Consider the following 19159-nt stretch of genomic DNA (forward strand, 5'->3'; position numbering starts at 1 on the left):
TTGCGTATAGCTAGGTTGCGTGCGTTTCCATAACCTGCGCTTGAGGCAACTATGAATACCAACGCCAAACCGTCGTTTGTCCTTAACGACGACGACAAAGCCGTACTCGAGGCTGTGCTCACACAGCTCGACATCTTCCCCGAGTCCTTGTTTATACCGGCACCCTTTTCGGTGTCGCAGCTCACTTCAGCTCTCAATGGTTCGGAGCCAATCTCACTCTACCAGCTGCTGGCGAGTGCCCATTTCGGGTTCTTGCCGATCCCGAGCAGCTACAGGGCGTTTTGCAACCATGCCGAGCGAATCAATCGATTCCGACCAATATGGGACGCTCTTGAGCTGCTCAATGACCCTCTGGGGCGAGAGAACGAGGCTGCTCGCGAATTTGGTTTCCATAACCGCGATGACTTGAAGCAGTTTTATCGCGCGTTGAACGAACTCGCAGAGTCCTTCGGTTTCGACTCCTTTGAAGCGGTTTGGGACAGCGGAAACTCCGCCACGCAGGGCAACGATGGGACAAGCCCGGATGAGTACAGGGTCTATGCGTCTGGGCCGGCTTTCTTGGGGGAGTTTGCCAAGCGGGCGCGTGCGGCCGACATGCCCGATGTCACTTTCGGTGTCCACGGCGACTGGGTGCTTTACCTGCATCGCGACGGGGACACTGTGCATGCCCACCCGATCGATCCGGTGTTGTTGCGCCATGGAGGTTTTGAGCCACACACGCCTGAGTTTCGAGAGCTTGTGCCGGACGAAGTCATCGAAGCGCTGTTCGAGTTGGCGTCCACAAATTATCCCGGGTGCTTGTTCGACCTTGTGCCACCGCCGATCCACATGGCCATTGAGCTGATCACAGGGGACTCGAAATGAACGCACCGTATCCGGAAAACTTTACTAGCGTACCTTCTAGCAACTGCCTTCCCATGCGCAGCGAATGTGCCGACAGCGTGAGTGCCATTGGCCGATCGAATGCACACTCTGGCCTTATGGCGCAAAGTGACATCCTTAAGCGCATCGGTCGTTCGAAATCCTGGGCGTACGGCAATGACCTCGTGCCTATCCACGATGCTGAGGGAAAGCAACTCAACGCCGACGCGAAGCCACCATTTCCTTGGCACCAGCTGCCGAAACCGCGCATCAACGCGGGGAAGAAGCTCTGGTTGGCGGCAGATATCGAGGAGTGGTTCCGCCGCTTGGAGGCTCGCACATGCCAATCGGCAGATGCCTTCATAGCCAGCCCGAAAGCACGCCGGAAGGTGACGCCATGAGCCTGAACAATAACGTCATTCGCGGGCTTGAATCTGACGAGAAGTCGGTGAGTCCGATCACGTTGGCCTTACGCGAGCTTCAGCCGAACCAACGCCGCCGTAAGCAGAAGGATTTCGAGGCGCATTACGATGAAATTGCAGCACTGATCGAGCATGGCGTTTCGCTCAAAGACCTCCGCTTAGCCCTCGCGACGGGTGGTCTTTCGATGTCGGCAGCAACGTTCAAGAAGAAGTTCGAGACAGAACGCAAACGCCGTTCTCGCACCAATCAGACGGATGAGGTATGTGGCGGGAAACCACCAAACTCCACGAACGACGGGATCGGGGCGCCATGAGCGCCTCTCACCGTCTTCCGTCAGAAGTTATCGACGCACTCCCGCCCGTCCTAAGTGAACTTGTCCGTCAACGATCGGCAAGTCGCATCTTTTCATACGAAATGGTGCTCACCACGGCTCTCCTGGCGATGTCAGCAGCCTGTATGTCTCGCGCAGTGGTCGAACATCATGACGGCATGGTCAGCCCACTCATGGTGTATGGAATTATCGTTGCCGAGTCGAGCATCGGTAAGTCCCCTGTGTTCGATGAACTGTTCAAGGAAATACTGCGCCACGACAAGTTCGGCAATTTAGCTCTTGATTTAGCGACGAAACGCTTTGCGCGTGCCATGGAGTACTGGAAGATCAAGGACAACGTCTTGAAGAACGCCATCGTCAAAGCTATGCAACTTGGTGAACCAGACGATCATTTCTGTTCAGATCGTGAAGCTCACGAGGAAAACAAGCCAGAAGAGCCTCTCCGTCGCATCTGCATGATTCAAGGCATGAGCAGTGTCGCTTTCATGAAAGCCATGAACGGCAAGCGCAACCGAGTCATCCTTGCTCACGCCGAGGCGAAGTCAATCTTCGATAGTGAAATGATGGAGTTGATCGACTTGTTTTGCACGTTCTGGGACGGGAAGAATTCATCCTCGTATGAAAGCGCCGTCGCCAAGTACGTCATTGACAACCCCTATCTGGCAATCCTCTTCGTTACACAGCCAATCTTTTTCAAGCAATTCATCAAACGGAATAGGGGCGCGGCAGCAGGATCAGGCTTCACTGCGCGCACCTTGATCGCCATGGCGACCACAACACCCATCGACAGCGATGTGAGCCTCAGAGCTTGGAAAGTATCAAGTGCGTATCATGATCGGATGGTGGAAGCTCTGACTGAAGCTGACATTCGTTTTGCCGCGAATGACGTTTCACAAACGATTCTGACTCTGTCACCCGAAGCTGAATTGCTTTGGGATCAAGAGTTCAAGGCAATTAAACGTGAGATGGAGCCCGGCGGTAGGTACGTTGGCATCAAGCCTTTCGCTGGAAAATACATGGAGAACGCGACGCGCATCGCGGGCATCTTCCACTTCTTCTTCTATAGCAACAGCACGATCATTCAAAAAGAAACTATGCGCAGCGCAATCGACGTTGCCTTTTTTTATCTCGTAGAACACAAACGAATCTTCGACGAAGATGATGGTCTGACCAGGACCGTCGAGGACGCATGGCTCGTGCTCAAGCATTTGTACAAAAAATATTGGGTGAAGGGGAGTACGCAGGTTCTCTACAACGGTGCCCTGAACGGAGGACCACCCTCCACCCGTGCGGGCGTCCGATATTTTCAGCCGGCCATCGATCACCTGATGAACAAAGGCTACCTCACCACTGGAATGTGTGGTAGGACAAAGATCATCTACCTCACGTTGGATGCGTTTCGAAAACTTGCGCTAAAGACATTTGATAGCCCGATACCGGAAGATTTTTCCCAAGCATCCCCATTCATACAGAGTTGCAACAATCAGTCTGAAAGTGCTCGCGCCACGCTGTCTTTTTTTGACTTTGGTCTTGGTGCGTCCGCCGGCCGACAAGGAGACGGTACGAACGGCACCGGGAGCACAGCTGGGCTTAGCTAGCGCGGTCTGCGCCTACTTCGGATTTGAGGCGGTACTTTTCCGAAACCTCCGCGATTCTGCGACAACAATCGCAGAATCGCAGGATTCTGGAAAACAGAGGCATCTATTTTCCTTCGGCCCCTTCGTTGGGGCCGTTTTTTTGCCCGAGTACCTAGCCATACCTCTGATGGTTACGCCCCTCACCCCGCCTACTTGTCGGGCCTACCAGCCACGTAGTGAGTGCGATCCTGTTCCGTCATGGTTCTGATGCGCGCTTGACCTAAGTGGCGCTCAGGTTGTTGTTCAATGCCACGCTCCTTATAACTGCGATGATCGACACGTGCTTTCTCGCCCACTTCCGCCAACATCTGGTTCTGTATGCTCGCTACACGCTTGCGCTTGTCGATGACATCATCCCGCAACTGCATGGGACTTTTGCCGCCGCTGTCTTTCTTGCAGCCACCCCGCGCCGGGAACTTCGGATTGTTGCGCATGAAGGTTCCCTCAGGTGAACGCACTATTCCGTCAGGTAACCTGTCCGAGGTCATCAGGTGTAAGTGAGTGTTTGCCTCTTCTCCTAACTTGGCATCAGGCGCGTGCAGTGCGAATTGATACGGCTTGTTACCGGCCAAGTCTTCGACGAGCCTCTTGGTGAGCGCAATGTTCTGCTGAGTGTTGAGTTCGTTTGGCAACGCAATGATCATTTCTCGGTACGTCGCGCCGTTGGCGCGTTCATACCTGTCAGCCGACTTCCAGAACGCTAGGGAATCGTTCTCTGCCCACTTAGGCATGTTGCCGTACCCTGTGGCCAGTAGATCCTCCTTCTTCGTGTACTTGCCATCACGAAGGATGTACCTAGCATGCTCAGCTGCACCTCCTTTCTTGCCGCTCTTGATTTCAAAGTGGTAACTGGCCATTTGTGCACTACCCTTTCTCGATGAGATATATAAAAAAACCGACGAGTGGTAGCTCGTCGGCTGCTTGGAAGCGCCCATTGCAGGCCGTTTTAGGTTGTCAGAAGTAGAAAGGGTAAGTGCGCGTACGCATTCCCCCCCCTATTCAAGTAATTGATCAAGCTATCTAGACGGCCATTCATGTGAGGTACTAAGGACTACTACCTCACACATATATGCGTACGCGAGTAGAAGTTACCCGTACCTGGCCTGTAGTGCCGATGTCATATCGCGCAGCACGACTCACTGAGCAAATGGTCTCTGAGGCTTAGACGTGGTTTACGATTGAGCAGTCCGACTACGTCACACTGCTTCGCTGATCACAGGCCATGCCACAACGAACTACTTTCTTGGTTAGACGGAATCAAGAGGTAGAAATAGACAGTCCGCTCCATATAGAAGCGGCGTGCTTGAGCGTCGGCATTCTTGTGAGCCTGGGCTTCCCAACGAGTCTTTTGTCACATGACACGCGCAATGTGTCCGCCAGCGGTTTCTGGTGTTGCTGTCCGCCTGTTGCTAGACATGTCATCGAAAAGGCGTAAATAACCCGGCATCTGGCTGTTGCGACGCCGCGTCCATCCGCATTCGGTGAGCGGGGGGCGACATGAACTGAAGTGGGCAGGCACTACTCTGACAATCGGGCCAAGTGCAATAGCACGCCAGCCAGACTCTTTAGGTCTTGCGTGTTGTGTGCCAGCACCCGCCTCAGGTTCACCGCCGAGCCGCCACGTAGATAACTGAGCCATGCAGCTGGTGCTTCCGAGCCGGGCAAGTCATCTTCCCGCACGACACCAAGCAGCTCCCGCTCGGCGGTGACGAGACGGCAGTTCTCCCACACGCCTTTCCAGTGTCGACGCACCGGATGGAGCAGATCCAGATGAACCAGCCCGGACAACGGGTCCGGCAACCGAGCCAAGCGGTAGCGCGTCTTCAGCAGGGGCGAGTCGTAGCACTTGCCGTTGTAGCTGACGAGCACGGTGTTTGGCTGCAGCCACTGGGCGAACGTGCGCAGCATCGCTGTCTCTGCACCCATCGTGGTCGTTGTCAGCTGGCGTACGCGGAAGCGACCGTCAGTCAGCCAATCCGCGGCTCCGATCATCCACGCGCGGGTGCCAGCGCCTCCGGCCAGACCGGTCGTTTCGGTGTCGAAATGCAGCAGCCGGTCGTAAGCGACAGGTTCCTGCCAACGTGCGAACGCGGTATCAATCATGGGGGACGGGCATCCCCAATCCATGGTCGCTCCGGTGAGGAACAGCCCCGGTGCGATCTCGACCCCGGGCACGAATCGGTCACTGGACGAGGCACGCTGCGTCACGCCCTGCATGCGAGAGCGACCCTGGATTAGTCGGAGCACGTCAGGTGCGAGGGTGGGCTTCGGCAGAGCCACCGCAGACGCTTGGCCAGATTGTGTACGCAACTGGCGCAGCCGTGCCGCCAAGGCGCTCACAGGGCCACCAGCAGCGCCAGCACGCGCAGCGCCAAGGCCTTCGGCGTCGTCACCGCTTCCTCGTCCGCAGCCAACACCGGACCCACGCAGCCTGGACAGCCATCACGACAATCGCAGCGTTCGATGAGGGTCACCGACTGTGCCACGAGATCCTCGCGGCAGTTGAACAGCGGTTCGCTTTGACCGATACCACCGGGAAACGCGTCGTAGAGGTACACCGTAGGTGTGAACGGCGCATCAGCTGCCAGAGAAGCGGGCTGCCCGTCGCTGCCTCGGATCTGCCCGCGACCCGCAACGTCCGCACTGACGAACCATGCGCCGTCGCCGCTGCCCACCGACTTCTGCAGGTCGCGTGCTTCCGCCATCACCGCGACGGTCGCCACGATGTGCAGCGCGTAGGCGGCTCCAAGAAAACCATCGAGAGCCTGCTGGCGTTGCTCGAATGCGGCATCAAGCACGACCTGCGCGAGCTGCCACCACACGGCTGTGGTGTGCAACTCCTGGTCGGGCAGATTGACCGGACCAAAGCCGATGTTCTCGTGCGAGTAGAAGCGGATCTTCTTGTAGCCGGGCACACGGCGCACGACATGTACTTCGCCATGATGGGCCTGCCCACATCCGGCGTTGGACGTGTCAAAGCAATCGAGCACTTTCAGCTTTGTGTAGTCGATCGCGTCGGTGTAGTAGTCCACGTGTGTGCGGGTGACATAGGCCTTGCGACCTTCCCAGTCGAGCCGCTCTACCTGATAGGGCACGGACTGGATCATGTGGATGGCGCCCTCATAGAGCGTCACCGGCGCAGCGGTGTAGTCGACTTCGGCAATGATCGTCTGGCGTCCGTTGGTGCGATCGACCACCACGAAGTTGCCGTCGGCCACCGAGCGCAATGACACGGCGATGGCCGGGTAACTGTCGGCGATCCATTCCCAACGCTCGCCTTCGCGATGCAGCACGCCTTCCTCACCCAGCACGTCGAGCCAAGGGGTCGCGACTTCGGTGCCGAACATCTCGTCACCGATGAACGGCAGCTCAAAAGCAGCACAACGAATGTGGTCGAGCAGGATCAGCGGCTGGTCGGGCTGGATGCGGGCGTGTTCCGGCGGCGCGCCCTGGAAGAATTCCGGGTGTCGAACAAGGTATTGATCGAGCGGGTCGGAGCTGGCCACCAGCACCCCGAGCGCTGCCTGCTGCCGGCGACCGGCGCGGCCGAACCGCTGCCAGGTGGCGGCAACGGAGCCGGGATACCCGTTGAGCACGACGACATCGAGACTGCCGATATCCACGCCCAGCTCCAGGGCAGATGTGCTCACGATTCCATCAATTGTGCCCGCACGCATCTCACGCTCTGCGGCGCGGCGTTCCTTGGGCAAGTAGCCGCCACGGTAGGCGCGAATCCTGGCGGGTTTACGTGGATCACTGTCGAACACGTCCTTCAAGTACTTGGTCAGCACTTCGACCATGGTGCGCGACTGCGCAAACACCAGGGTCTTCATGCCCGACTTGATCGCCAGTCGCGCGATGCGGTTGGTCTGCGACCGCGCCGAGGCGCGTAGGCCGAGATCCGGATTGACCACCGGCGGGTTCCACAGCAGCACGTGCTTGTCGCCGGTCGGAGCGCCGCTTTCGGTGATCGCGGTGACGACATCCTCGATCAGTGCTTCGGCGTGCTCCTTCGGATTGCCGATCGTGGCGGAGCAGAGGATGAACTGCGGCGTCACGCCATAGAACGCACACACACGCTTGAGCCGGCGGATGACATTGGCGACATGCGAGCCGAACACGCCGCGGTAGGTATGCACTTCGTCGATCACCACGTAGCGCAAGTTCTCGAAGAACTGCGCCCACTTGGTGTGATGCGGCAGGATGGCCTGGTGCAACATGTCCGGGTTGCTGACCACGATGTCGCCATGCAGCCGGATGGCTTGGCGTGCGTCACCGGGCGTGTCGCCATCGAAGGTGAAGGCTTTGACGCCCAGATCGCCGGCTTGATTGAGTTCGAGTAGTTCGGCCACCTGATCTTGCGCCAGCGCTTTCGTCGGAAAGAGATACAGCGCCTTGGCGTTCTGGGTCATCGCGGCGGTGATGACAGGCAACGTGTAGCAGAGCGACTTGCCAGAGGCGGTGGGCGTGACGATGGCGACATGGGCGCCGGATTGCGTCGCCGTCCACGCCTCAGTCTGGTGGCTATACAGCTGGTCGATGCCACGTGAGCGCAAGGCTTGCGCGAGCGCAGGTGGCAGATCGTCGGGTAACGGGGCGAATGTCCCTTCACGGCCCGGCACCATGAAAGCACCGGTGATCCTCGCCGCGTACCGCTTCGTGAGCCGCTGCGCCAGCGAGCGGCCATCGCTGGGGTTGCTCAGGACGAGTTCGTCAGATGCATAGCGATCGGGAAGGGCGTTCATGCGGTGGCCTGGGTGAGTGATGGGAGCAGTGAATCGCGGAGCTATCTCACGCCGTGAGATCACTTCGGGGGACGCTGGGGATGAAGTCGCCTTCGAAGCCGTATGCGATCACCGTGCTAAGCCATTGATCCGTCTCAAGTGGTTGGGTACGGCTTTTTTTCAACTTCCATTTTCACCTAAATAGGTGAAACTATGCGAGCCATGACCATCCAGATCACCCAGCGTCAATTGAACGTCCTCGCTTTCATCCGCGCCCGGATTGAGCGGGACGGACAGGCGCCCACGCTTGAAGAAATCGGCGACGCACTGAGCATCGGCAACGTCAGTGCGGTGCTCAAACACGTCCGTTCGCTCGAAGCGAAAGGTCGGCTGACGATCGAACCCAGCCATGCCCGCGGTATCCGACTGGTGCGCGAATCCGATCCCTTGGATGCCGACACGCTGGAACTGCCGCTGATCGGTCGCATCGCGGCCGGCGAGCCCCTGTTTTCGGAGTCACGGGTCGATCGCAGCCTGCGTGTGTCCCGTTCGCTGTTTCGGTTGCGACCGGACTACCTGGTGAAGGTGGTGGGCGATTCGATGCGCGACGAAGGCATCCTTGACGGTGATCTGGTTGCAGTGCACGCCACGCCGGTGGCCCGTCATGGCCAAGTGGTCGCCGCGCGTGTGGATGGCGACCGTTTCACGATCAAGCGGCTGCACTGGAAGGGCGATGTGATCCGGTTGATGCCGAACAGTCCGGGCTTCAAACCCATTGACGTGGATCCCACCGAAGACTTCGCCATCGAAGGATTGTTTGCGGGCTTGCTGCGGGGTAGCTGATGAACGCCGTGGTCCCACTCTCTACGTTGCTCGATGCTCGTCAGGTCTGGCGTGGTCGTGCTCACGAGGTATCAGTCGGCGATCAGCCCACCGGTTGGTGTGCACTTGATGCAGTGTTGCCTGCAGGCGGGTGGCCCGAGGCTTCGTTGTCGGAAATCTTGTTGCCTGTCGATGGGGTAGGTGAGCTTCGTCTCGTGCTGCCCACGCTTGCAAGGTTGACCCAAGGTCAGCGCAACGTCGTGATCGTGTCACCCCCGTATGCACCGTGTGTCGCTGGCTGGCGTCAGCACGGCGTCGACATGCGCCGTGTGGAATTCGTAGATGCCGGCGAGAAGGATGTGCTCTGGGCCACTGAGCAGTGCTTGCGATCGGGAAGCTGCGCCGCGGTGCTGGCATGGCCGCATCACGCTGACGATCGTGCTTTGCGGCGCCTGCAGGTGGCTGCGGTCACCGGGCAGGCGCTTGCATTCGTGTTCCGTGATCGCTCCCACCTGTCCAACGCATCGCCGGCCGCGCTGCGTTTGGAACTGGAAGCACCGCCGCGCCCGCAGATCTGGGTGCGCAAATGCCGAGGCGGGGCCGTACCTGCCCAGGCCATCCCCATGCCGCGCTCTGTCCATTGATGGCGGCTAGACATGCTTTGGACCTGCATCTACCTGCCAAGTCTTGCGCTGGACGGAATTATCCGACGCCGTCCTACGGAGGGGCCGTTGGTACTCGTCGACGGGCCGGTCAACGCGCGCACGATTGTTTCGGCCAATGAAACCGCCCGAGCAGCAGGCTTGCACGTTGGGCAACGACTGAGCGCCGCGCAGGCGCTGTTGTCGCAGTTCGAAGTGATCCCCTATGACCGCGATTCGGTAGGGCGGTGGCACAAGTTTCTGGCCGCTGTGGCTTACCGTTACAGCTCCGAGGTCAGCCTGCTGCCGCATGCGATCGTGCTGGAGGTCAGCAAAAGCATGGGCTTGTTCGGGCCGTGGCCACGGCTTGAATCCATGCTAAGGGCGGACTTCACCGACCTAGGATTCCGTCATCGCATGGCGGCCGCGCCGACGGCTCACGCCGCGTATGTGCTGACGATGGTGTCCGATGGGCAAGCGGTGCTGTCATCGGGCACGCTGCGCAACGCCCTGCAACGTGTGCCGATTGCGAAGAGCCGATTACCCGCGAATGCCATCGCCGCGCTGCCATGCATGGGTATCCGCACCTTGGGTCAAGTGCTGGCGTTGCCGCGCGATGGACTGCGTCGACGCTTCGGCGCGGAACTGTTGGCGTCACTGGACCGCCTGACCGGCGACCTACCGTCCGGCCTGGCGTTGTATCGGCCGCCGGACACGTTCGATCTGCGCATCGAGTTGCTCCACGAGGTCGAGAACCAATCGGCGCTGATCTTCCCGGTGCGGCGCATGGTGGATGACTTGGCTGCGTACCTAGCTGGTCGCGATGGCGGGGTGCAGCGCTTCCTGCTGCGCCTGGAGCATCGCGAAGGTCGCTTCACCGATATGCCCGTGGGCTTGCTGGCCTCGGAGCGCGACGGTGCTCTGTTGTTCGAGTTCGCACGGGGCCGACTGGAACACCTGACGCTACCTGAGCCGGTGCTAGCGCTCCGCCTGATCGCCCGCGATCTGCCGGCGTTCGTGCCCGCGGGACGTGATCTGTTCGACGAGCGGCCGGCGAATGCGTTGCCCATCGAGCAGGTGCGCGAACGACTGCGCGCGCGGCTGGGGGATGGCGCGGTTTATCGACTGGGCAGCACACAGGACCCCCGGCCTGAGCGTGCACAGCGCGAGGCTACGCACGATGAAGTCCCGATCGAGCCGCACCCACGCCCCACATGGCTGCTTCCACGTCCCATTCCCTTGCGTGGCGGCAACCCGATCATCCTGGCCGGTCCTGAGCGTCTGGAAACTGGCTGGTGGGATGGGGGTGAAGTCTGCCGCGATTACTACGTCATCGAGACCTCGCTGGGGCAGGAAGCCTGGGCGTTCTGCGCGCCCGACGAACAAACCGGCTGGATGATCCACGGATGGTTCGCATGACGGCCTACGCGGAACTCCACTGCCTGTCGAGCTTCTCGTTCGGCTGCGGCGCATCCAGTGCACGCGAACTGTTCGAGCGTACGAAGACGTGTGGCTATGCCGCCCTGGCGATCACCGACGAGTGTTCACTCGCCGGCATCGTTCGCGCGCTGGAAGCCTCGCGTAATACAGGCGTGCCGTTGATCGTCGGTTCGGAGATCCAGCTCGACGACGGCCCGAAGATCGTCGTGCTGTGCGAAACCAAGGAAGGCTACACGTCGCTGTGCGGTCTCATCACCATGGGGCGGCGCGCCTCCGAGAAGGGCACCTATCGCCTGACCCGTGTCGACGTGGCCAGCGGCCTGCCGGGCACGTTGGTCCTGTGGGCGCCTGACTTGGTCGTCGACATGGACCACGGTCGCTGGGTGCGACAGACGTTCGGCGATCGCGCGTGGCTGGCCGTGGAGCTGCATCGTGGACCGAACGACGCGCGGCGCGTACGTGAACTGGAAGCGATCGGCCGCGAGGTCGGCTTGCCGCTGGTGGCGGCGGGCGACGTACACATGCACGTCCGGCGACGGCTGGCCTTGCAGCACACACTCACGGCGATCCGGCATCGCTTGCCGATTGCCGAAGCGGGCGGATTGATCGCACGCAATGGCGAACGACATCTGCGTCGCCGGCATGTACTCGCCAAGCTCTACCCCGAGGCCTTGCTCGAAGAGAGTGCCCGGATCGCCGCACGATGCACCTTCACGCTCGACGAACTGCGCTACCGCTATCCGGCGGAACTCGTCCCGGAGGGCCATACCCCCACCAGCTGGTTGCGCCAGCTGGTGGGGGAGGGTGCGCGATGGCGCTGGCCGGAAGGCGTGTCAGAGAAGGTGAACAAGCAGTTAGAGCACGAACTGGGGTTGATCGAGTCGCTGGGCTACGAGCCCTATTTCCTCACCGTGCACGACATTGTGCGTTTCGCACGTAGCCAGGGAATTCTTTGCCAAGGTCGAGGCTCGGCGGCGAACTCATCGGTTTGCTTCGCGCTCGGCGTGACTGAGGTCGACCCGATGAAGATGAGCCTGCTGGTCGAGCGGTTCATCTCCAAGGAGCGCAACGAGCCACCGGACATCGACATCGACTTCGAGCACGAACGTCGCGAGGAGGTCATCCAGTACATCTATCGGAAATACGGGCGGGAACGAGCTGCTCTGGCGGCGACCGTCATCTGCTACCGCGGCAAGAGCGCGGTACGTGACGTGGCCAAGGCCATGGGGCTGCCGCTGGATCAGGTCGATAAGTTGAGCCAGGTGTTCGCGTGGTGGGACGGCGATGAGTCACTCGATGAGCGGTTGCGCGAACGTGGATTCGATCCTGAAAGCGCGGTTATCCGACGGATCATCAAGCTCACGGCCGAGATTCTGGACATGCCGCGTCACCTGTCGCAGCACGTCGGCGGTTTCGTGATCTCCGATGCGCCATTGAGCGAACTGGTGCCGGTGGAGAACGCCGCCATGCCCGATCGCACGATTATCGAGTGGGACAAGGATGACCTCGACACCATGAATCTGTTGAAGGTCGATTGTCTGGCACTGGGCATGCTTACGTGCGTGCAGAAATGCCTGAACATGCTGCGCGACCAACGCGGACAGGATTACTCGATGGCCACATTGCCACCCGAAGATCCCGACACCTACGCGATGATCCAGCGGGCGGACACGATCGGCGTTTTTCAAATCGAGTCGCGCGCGCAGATGGCCATGCTGCCGCGCCACCGGCCGGAGAACTTCTTCGATCTGGTGGTGCAAGTCGCGATCGTTCGACCTGGCCCCATCCAGGGCGATATGGTGCACCCGTATCTGCGGAGACGGCGCGGCGAGGAACCCGTCAACTACCCATCGGAAGAGTTGAAGGAAGTGTTCGAGCGCACGCTGGGTGTGCCGCTCTTTCAAGAACAGGTGATGAAGCTGGCCATGATCGCGGCAGGCTACACGGCCGGGGAGGCGGATGGACTCAGACGCGACATGGCTGCCTGGAAGCGGCGTGGCGGTTTGGAGAAACATCGCGAACGCATCTTGATCGGCATGACCGATCGCGGTTACACGACCGCCTTTGCCGAGAAGCTGTTCGAACAGATCAAGGGCTTCGGATCCTATGGTTTCCCAGAATCACACGCCGCCAGTTTCGCGGGCATCGTCTATGCGAGCTGTTGGCTGAAATGTCACGAGCCGGCGGCCTTTACCTGCGCACTGCTGAACAGTCAGCCCATGGGCTTCTATGCACCGAGCCAGATCGTGCAAGACGCCCGGCGCCATGACATCGACGTCTTCCCTATCGAAGTGCGAGCGAGCGATTGGGACAACACACTGGTCACACAGCACGATGGACCGCCCGCTATCCAGCTTGGTTTGCGCCAGGTGCGTGGGTTCAGTGAAGAAGCCGCACGGCGGATCATGGCAGCCCGCGCAAAGCAGCCATTTGCCGACATCGCGGATCTCTGCGCGCGTGCGGCCGTAGACAAGCGTCATCAGGACTTACTGGCACAGGCCAGCGCCTTGCGGGGTCTGTCGCGGCACCGGCACCACGCGCACTGGGAGATCGCGGGGGTGGAAAAGCAACTGCCGCTCTTCGGTAACGTCAGTCCGGTGGAGATCGAGGTGGCGTTGCCGACCCCGACGCAGGCCGAGGACACGCTAGCGGACTACGCGCGAACCGGGCTGACGTTGGGCGTGCACCCCATAGCGCAGATCAGAGATCGGTTGCGCGCGGCTCGGTGCACCGACTCACGAACACTGCGGAAGCGCCCTCACAACAGCTATGCGCGCGTTGCGGGTGTCGTCACGATGCGCCAGCGACCACAGACGGCCAGTGGGGTCACGTTCCTGACGATGGAAGATGAACACGGCATGGTCAACGTCGTCGTCTGGCGCGATGTCGCCGAAACCCACCGGCGCGTGTTGTTGGAATCGGAACTGCTGGGAATCGACGGGCGTTGGGAGACGGTCGATGGCGTATGTCATTTGATTGCCAGTCGCCTGCTCGACATGAGCGAGCTGCTCGGAGGGCTGGACGTGCGGTCGCGTGACTTTCATTGAGATATCGCTGGCATTGCGGTTGATGACTGAAATGAACAATACGCCGCAGTTGCGCAAAACGCTGAATGCGATCAGCTGAACCGAACGTCTGTGATCAGCTCGTCGGCACACCGATCATTTTCAAGCCCAACGACCGCAACCGCCAGAAGCTGGCATTGGCTAAGCGCTTAAGCCCCTCCCAATTCCGGAAATCTTCCTTAAGCAGGGACTGCTGCAGGCAGCAAAGGCGTTAGGAGCGCGCCACAGGCCAACCAGAATCACGTATCGTTGGGGGAACGAAGGAATGCCTTCTCAGGCAGACCGACTGGCGCTAGGTACTTGCTCCGTCGATTCCTTGTCCGTGGCAAGTAGCAGGGATGACCTCAGATGCTAATAAAGAGTGTTGCTGAGAAACTGCACGAGCATGGACTCGCGCCGCCTGACTTGGAGTTCTTGCGACCAAACGAGCATCGGTACACCGCGCTTTTAATGCAGCCCTGCAGCCCCATACTCGCGAACGGCCAACGGATCGGCCCTGCCGATGTCGCGGCGGCCGCAGCAAAAGGAAGGCGCTTTCTAGAGCTTGCATGCGAAGAACACGGACATCTCGCAATCACGCCGGAATACTACTTTCCGTGGAGCGCGCTAAAGGAAGCGATCACAGATGGCGTCACCCCGCCTTTGGATGCGCTATGGGTGATCGGTAGTGAAAGCACCACACAGGACGAGCTTGAGCGGTTCAAACAGGAGATTGCTGAGCATTGCCTGGTACTGCATGAGCCGTGGGAGAACTTGGCACAAGACCGCACGCTTCTCGATCCCGTCACTTTGCTATTTCACACGAAGAAGCAAGATCAAACCCTACAGCTGGTGGCACTCATTCAATTCAAGACGTACCCATCAAGGGACGACTTTTTCTTCGAGGAATCGCTGCTTCGCAAAGGCACGCAGATCTACAAATTTGCAGGCACCTCAGGCCACTTATTTGCCGCAACCATTATCTGTTCGGATGCGCTCGATATCGAGCCAGTGCTAGGCCAGCTCAACTATCAATCGACGCTTATACACATTCAACTCAACCCCAGTCCCACGCACCGTCTCTATCGGCAGTACCGAACAAAGACCTTCCAGACGGACGCGGATGCAACGAACTGCCACATCGTTTGCCTGAATTGGGCGCACTTGGTCGAGGAGGTCGATGCCGAGGGAGGCAAGCCGAAGCCTTGGAACAACATTTCGGCATCCACTTGGTACTGCCCCAAAAATAAGTGTTCATCAGCAGACCAGATCGTCAGACCAAATCACAATTTGGGTCTGTACTACACCTACATGGAAGAACGTCGTCACGCCCTTCGCTTTCACAATGAAGAGGCGGTGTTCAAGCTTCTCGTTCCAAAGCTTATATGCGTGGCAGCAGCACAGATGGCTAACCACAATGGCCCGATCATGGTAGGGCGCTATACGTGGAACACCGGAACCAAATCTTGGATGAGTGAAGAAAATCCGCCGAAAGATGGATTCAATGAATATTTGGTCAACCACCAAAATGCCAAGATAGCCTTGGCAGGTGTTTTAGGGGCGAACGATCCTCTCGCAGTCGAGCGCGTTCTAGCGCTGAGCGCAGGAAAGATTTCGGCATCAGAGACTTGGCACTCTCTCGAAAACATCGATTCCTGCATCCTTGAACAGGATGAGGTGGTTCGCCGTATCAGTGTCGTCCAAGACGATCAAGGCGATAATTTTCGACACCTAAGAATCTCTGTTATTTCAGAAATTCACTATCTACTCAAAAATCACCCCGAATGGCCCAAGCAAGTTGCAGGCGTTGACGCTAACTCGACCGTGCAATGGTCGATGCAAGATCGGAACTTCAATGTCCGCACAGTCGACGAGAAGCCAACATTAATCGTCTATCTCGACGACACACACACACCCAAACAAATTACCAACAGGGCGGACAAGCTCTATGAGCTCCTGCGCAAAGCGGGCAGCCGACACCAGAAGCGCCTGTGTATCGTTCGCCGGGAACATGGACAGATTCAGTTCGTACAGATTGAAGCCCTCACCCGCATCGACGAAGCAAATCTGGAAATGACCGATATTGCCGCAATTCACCCTTTGGACGACCCGGAGCCCGATCATGGCTAACGTCGACACGATCCGCGAACGGGTGCGCAGCAAGCTGGCGCACGTTGTTGATCTAGGCAATGGAGTATTGCGTGGTGAACGCCGGTACTTCGACAAGAAATTCGCTAGTGCTTATGTCGACCTATCAGATGACATCATCGCGCGCTCACAAAATCTCTCAATCTTCCAGGAAGGCCTCCTAGGAAAGGACTTCTTCGAGGGAGATGGGGATCAGCGCTGGAATAGCTACCTATACTTCTGGGCAGGGCCTAATTCCAAAGCGCAGGCAGGCTTTTCAGAGGCCAAGTCGCGTATTGAACGAGATCGGCATTTTGCCAGAAAATTCGTCTTGGCCGAGGACGATCTCCTGACTCGCATAGATGATCTTTCCGAGAGCCGCCCAAAGACTGTCATCAGCGACGACGTTCGCACGAAATGGTCAGATCAGCTTCAACTGGCATCTCTTGGTTCCGTACTTGAGCAAAAACCTAGAGCGCAGATGATTCGGCTGATCGAAAGTGGAGACGCCTTCGTTGCGAGGGCGACTCCTCCCAAGGCGTCGGCCGAGTCGATTGATCCGCTCGGAGCCGGGGTCTTGCATAGCTTGCGGGTTGGCAAGTTCAGGGCGACGACCTGCGATTCTGAATTTTTTTTTGGCGACGTCAATTTGATCGTGGGTCAGAATGGCTCGGGCAAGACATCTTTGCTCGAACTGATCGAAGCGCTCTATTGCGGCCGCGTCAGTCGGGATCCTGCTGCTACGTTCAGCGGGCTACGGGCCAAGGTTCGGATGCCTGACGGTAAGATTGAAGACGTCAAGGGCTCAACAGCCACTGCGACGATCAAAGCGCGCAATCTCGCCTGGTACGGACGCTCAGACTTCCAGGCAAGTATGATTTCGGGAGGTTTTACCCGATTTAATTTTCTCGATACCGACGCTGCATTTCGACTTTCCAGCGAGAAAGATCCAGAGAAGATCAAAGACGACCTAAGTCGCCTTTTGGTAGGTCCTGAAACATCGGCCCTCTGGGCCTACCTCACCAAGTTGCACGATGACGCTGTCGCCAACCTTCGATCCCTGGATGAGCGTCTCCCGTCATTGGTCAAACAAACTGAACTTCTTGGCACTGAGGTGAAGCGGCTACGAGAAGTGCCATCGCAGGCTACATCGCTCACCAAGACCTACCGCGCCAGCCTGAAGGCTCTCGGGGCGAAGTGGGAGCTTGGAGATTCGACTGCTCCCATTGACGGATTGGATCGCGCCCGTCTGGAAGGGCTGTCACGCGGATTCCGGCAGGCACTGGCGGTTCCCTCAATCACCTCTCCAACTGCTAAGGCGCTTCGCGCAAGGCTCAAGGCGCTTGATACGGCCCTTGCGAGACTTCGTGATCTTCACCAGCGCCAAGGAGTGCTCAATGAAGATCTGGAATCAAGGCAATCAGAGGCCAATTCGTGCCGGGAGACAATCCAGTCACTCCAGCAGTGGAACCGGTACTGCGAGGCAGGTGCTCCTGGTCTCATTGCTTCAATGAATCGCGTGACAGACCAGATCGACGCGATACAGTCCTCTCTTGGCGGCCTGACGGTTGATTCCATCCCTATGTTTCCTCCGGACTACGTCTCGTGCACTATCAGCGATGCACTGAGAGTTGCAGAGGAAAGTCTGTCCTCGGCTCAGGCGCAGGAGCAAAAGGGGGTAGAGAGCCTCAGCCAGCGTGAACAGACGGGTCAATCCCTCCAGTCCTTGAAAAGCGAACTGCGCGCCATCGCGAGCGCTGTCATTCAACGAGCTGGTGACTCGGCTCATTGTCCTGTCTGCGGCACCTTTCATGATCATGATGAGTTGGTGCGGAAGATCGACGCACTTGACGCCAGCGAAGACCCCTCCGTTAACGAGGGATTGCGTCTCGCAATCCAGGAATTCCGGCAGCGCGCAATCCGCGATCGCAAGGTCATCGCAGCGATCAAGTCTTTAGGCAGGTATGCAGTTTCCAGCGGCGCGCCGGAGTCGGCGACAGTCACCCAACTTAGGGAACAGCTGTCGACCGCCCGCGACAAATTGAATGCTCTCGCCACCGAACAGGATCAGCTGCAGTCTGCAATTGAATCTCTCGATCAGCTTGGCCTAGATCTGGTTGGCTATGACAATAGCCACGTTGCTGCCGTGTCTCTACTTGGTCGGGATAAGGAGCCATTCGACGCGGATGACCTTAAGAAATCTATCGAAGAGTGGGACGGCAAGCTGAAGGCTAAGATGCACTTGATCTCGACCTTGCAAGATTCCATGGCAGAAAACACGAGCCGCGCTTATTCCATCGTCGAAGGGCTTGGAATAGTCACACCTAAGACATCTACGCCAGATGGACTGGTCTCAGCAGTAGATCGGGCACGAACTCTCGTCGATGCTTCCATTAAGTTCATAGAGGATGCGGCAAAGATCGATGTTCCCGACGACAAATCCTTTGACACGATACAATCGGCGATTGACGAGGCCATCGAAGCGCTCGATCGTGCTCAACACGCTGAAGCCAACGAAAGTAACGCTCGGGATGAACTGAGCAAAAGGTCACAGGAGTTGCAGCGAGTAGCCTTGCAAGTTGAGGACGCTACGTCAAAGCGGGAGCGCTTTGCCAAAGTAGAAGAGGTTCTTCGCGGCATCAGGAAAGACTATTCCTTGGAAGAGGCAACTCGCGACGCACTCAACTCCATTCGGAAGCAAGTGAGCTACGTCTTCGAGAGGATCCACACGCCGTCCGAGTACGATCTTGGGGACTTTCACGGCGATTCCATACTTGTCACGAGGGATGGCAAAGAACCGCGCAATGCCAATCAAGTCAGCACGGGTCAGCGCGCAGCCCTTGCGCTGTCAATCTTTCTTTCCCTTAACCAGAGTGCGGAGCGCGCGCCGCCGATCATGTTGATTGATGACCCGGTTGCGCACGTCGATGACCTAAATGTTTTGTCTTTCTTCGACTATCTCCGCGACCTGGCAGTAAGTGAACGCAAACAGATTTTCTTTGCCACCGCAGACACAAGAGTTGCCGCTCTTTTCCAGAAGAAGTTCGAATTCCTTGGACAAGATCGATTCAAGCAGATATTGCTTTCGAGGCGAGCGTAGCTGTATCGC

General features: G+C 58.4%; 13 protein-coding genes. 10 read left to right on the forward strand and 3 right to left on the reverse strand.

What is annotated here, in order from left to right:
• Window positions 1–51: 51 nt before the first annotated feature.
• The 4 genes from B0E50_RS00355 to B0E50_RS00365 are packed head-to-tail and all read left to right on the forward strand — an operon-like array spanning window position 52 to window position 3213.
• Window positions 52–864: a hypothetical protein gene (locus tag B0E50_RS00355; RefSeq protein WP_077439051.1), complete on the forward strand. Its 813-nt coding sequence runs from the start codon at window positions 52–54 to the stop codon at window positions 862–864.
• Window positions 861–1262 (forward strand): hypothetical protein, encoded by a 402-nt coding sequence (locus B0E50_RS00360; RefSeq protein WP_139350180.1) that lies wholly within the window; start codon window positions 861–863, stop codon window positions 1260–1262. The genes B0E50_RS00355 and B0E50_RS00360 overlap by 4 nt, the downstream gene beginning before the upstream one ends.
• Window positions 1259–1597: a hypothetical protein gene (locus B0E50_RS17790; RefSeq protein ID WP_077517068.1), complete on the forward strand. Its 339-nt coding sequence runs from the start codon at window positions 1259–1261 to the stop codon at window positions 1595–1597. Before B0E50_RS00360 ends, B0E50_RS17790 begins: the two co-directional genes overlap by 4 nt.
• On the forward strand, window positions 1594–3213 hold the full coding sequence (locus B0E50_RS00365) for a YfjI family protein (protein ID WP_168170757.1): 1620 nt from the start codon (window positions 1594–1596) through the stop codon (window positions 3211–3213). The genes B0E50_RS17790 and B0E50_RS00365 overlap by 4 nt, the downstream gene beginning before the upstream one ends.
• A gap of 188 nt (window positions 3214–3401) precedes the next feature.
• On the opposite strand, the gene B0E50_RS00370 is transcribed toward B0E50_RS00365, so the two are convergent.
• The 3 genes from B0E50_RS00370 to B0E50_RS00380 form a co-directional block, all read right to left on the reverse strand.
• Window positions 3402–4109: a MobA/MobL family protein gene (locus B0E50_RS00370; RefSeq protein WP_077439057.1), complete on the reverse strand. Its 708-nt coding sequence runs from the start codon at window positions 4107–4109 to the stop codon at window positions 3402–3404.
• A 661-nt stretch (window positions 4110–4770) separates the two neighbouring features.
• Window positions 4771–5355 (reverse strand): ribonuclease H-like domain-containing protein, encoded by a 585-nt coding sequence (locus tag B0E50_RS00375; protein ID WP_254423881.1) that lies wholly within the window; start codon window positions 5353–5355, stop codon window positions 4771–4773.
• A 233-nt stretch (window positions 5356–5588) separates the two neighbouring features.
• Window positions 5589–7997: a DEAD/DEAH box helicase gene (locus tag B0E50_RS00380; RefSeq protein ID WP_077439061.1), complete on the reverse strand. Its 2409-nt coding sequence runs from the start codon at window positions 7995–7997 to the stop codon at window positions 5589–5591.
• A 201-nt stretch (window positions 7998–8198) separates the two neighbouring features.
• Here B0E50_RS00380 and lexA point away from each other — a divergent pair, with 201 nt between their 5' ends.
• From lexA to B0E50_RS00410, 6 genes are all read left to right on the forward strand, one after another.
• A complete protein-coding gene (gene lexA, locus B0E50_RS00385; RefSeq protein ID WP_077439063.1) occupies window positions 8199–8819 on the forward strand; it encodes a transcriptional repressor LexA in 621 nt (206 codons plus the stop codon).
• Window positions 8819–9442: a translesion DNA synthesis-associated protein ImuA gene (gene imuA, locus B0E50_RS00390; protein ID WP_077439065.1), complete on the forward strand. Its 624-nt coding sequence runs from the start codon at window positions 8819–8821 to the stop codon at window positions 9440–9442. The genes lexA and imuA overlap by 1 nt, the downstream gene beginning before the upstream one ends.
• A 12-nt stretch (window positions 9443–9454) precedes the next feature.
• Entirely contained in the window at window positions 9455–10858 is a 1404-nt protein-coding gene (locus B0E50_RS00395) for a DNA polymerase Y family protein (RefSeq protein ID WP_077439067.1), read from the forward strand.
• On the forward strand, window positions 10855–13926 hold the full coding sequence (locus tag B0E50_RS00400; protein WP_077439069.1) for an error-prone DNA polymerase: 3072 nt from the start codon (window positions 10855–10857) through the stop codon (window positions 13924–13926). The genes B0E50_RS00395 and B0E50_RS00400 overlap by 4 nt, the downstream gene beginning before the upstream one ends.
• Window positions 13927–14292: 366 nt before the next feature.
• Window positions 14293–16053 carry a hypothetical protein gene (locus B0E50_RS00405; RefSeq protein ID WP_077439071.1) on the forward strand — a complete coding sequence of 587 codons (1761 nt, stop codon included), beginning with the start codon at window positions 14293–14295 and terminating at the stop codon, window positions 16051–16053.
• Window positions 16046–19150, forward strand: coding sequence for an AAA family ATPase (locus tag B0E50_RS00410; protein WP_077439073.1), 3105 nt, complete (start codon window positions 16046–16048; stop codon window positions 19148–19150). Before B0E50_RS00405 ends, B0E50_RS00410 begins: the two co-directional genes overlap by 8 nt.
• The last annotated feature ends 9 nt before the right edge of the window (window positions 19151–19159 follow it).

The organism is Rhodanobacter sp. C01 (genome assembly GCF_002001045.1).
Classification (GTDB): Bacteria; Pseudomonadota; Gammaproteobacteria; order Xanthomonadales; family Rhodanobacteraceae; genus Rhodanobacter.

Excerpts from the sequence above, each read along its gene's own strand:
- B0E50_RS00395 (WP_077439067.1), top strand. The coding sequence starts at position 9,455 with ATGCTTTGGACCTGCATCTACCTGCCAAGTCTTGCGCTGGACGGAATT.
- B0E50_RS00405 (WP_077439071.1), top strand. The coding sequence starts at position 14,293 with ATGCTAATAAAGAGTGTTGCTGAGAAACTGCACGAGCATGGACTCGCG.
- lexA (WP_077439063.1), top strand. The coding sequence starts at position 8,199 with ATGACCATCCAGATCACCCAGCGTCAATTGAACGTCCTCGCTTTCATC.
- B0E50_RS00380 (WP_077439061.1), bottom strand. The coding sequence starts at position 7,997 with ATGAACGCCCTTCCCGATCGCTATGCATCTGACGAACTCGTCCTGAGC.
- B0E50_RS17790 (WP_077517068.1), top strand. The coding sequence starts at position 1,259 with ATGAGCCTGAACAATAACGTCATTCGCGGGCTTGAATCTGACGAGAAG.
- B0E50_RS00360 (WP_139350180.1), top strand. The coding sequence starts at position 861 with ATGAACGCACCGTATCCGGAAAACTTTACTAGCGTACCTTCTAGCAAC.
- B0E50_RS00355 (WP_077439051.1), top strand. The coding sequence starts at position 52 with ATGAATACCAACGCCAAACCGTCGTTTGTCCTTAACGACGACGACAAA.
- B0E50_RS00370 (WP_077439057.1), bottom strand. The coding sequence starts at position 4,109 with ATGGCCAGTTACCACTTTGAAATCAAGAGCGGCAAGAAAGGAGGTGCA.
- B0E50_RS00365 (WP_168170757.1), top strand. The coding sequence starts at position 1,594 with ATGAGCGCCTCTCACCGTCTTCCGTCAGAAGTTATCGACGCACTCCCG.
- B0E50_RS00400 (WP_077439069.1), top strand. The coding sequence starts at position 10,855 with ATGACGGCCTACGCGGAACTCCACTGCCTGTCGAGCTTCTCGTTCGGC.
- B0E50_RS00375 (WP_254423881.1), bottom strand. The coding sequence starts at position 5,355 with ATGATTGATACCGCGTTCGCACGTTGGCAGGAACCTGTCGCTTACGAC.
- B0E50_RS00410 (WP_077439073.1), top strand. The coding sequence starts at position 16,046 with ATGGCTAACGTCGACACGATCCGCGAACGGGTGCGCAGCAAGCTGGCG.
- imuA (WP_077439065.1), top strand. The coding sequence starts at position 8,819 with ATGAACGCCGTGGTCCCACTCTCTACGTTGCTCGATGCTCGTCAGGTC.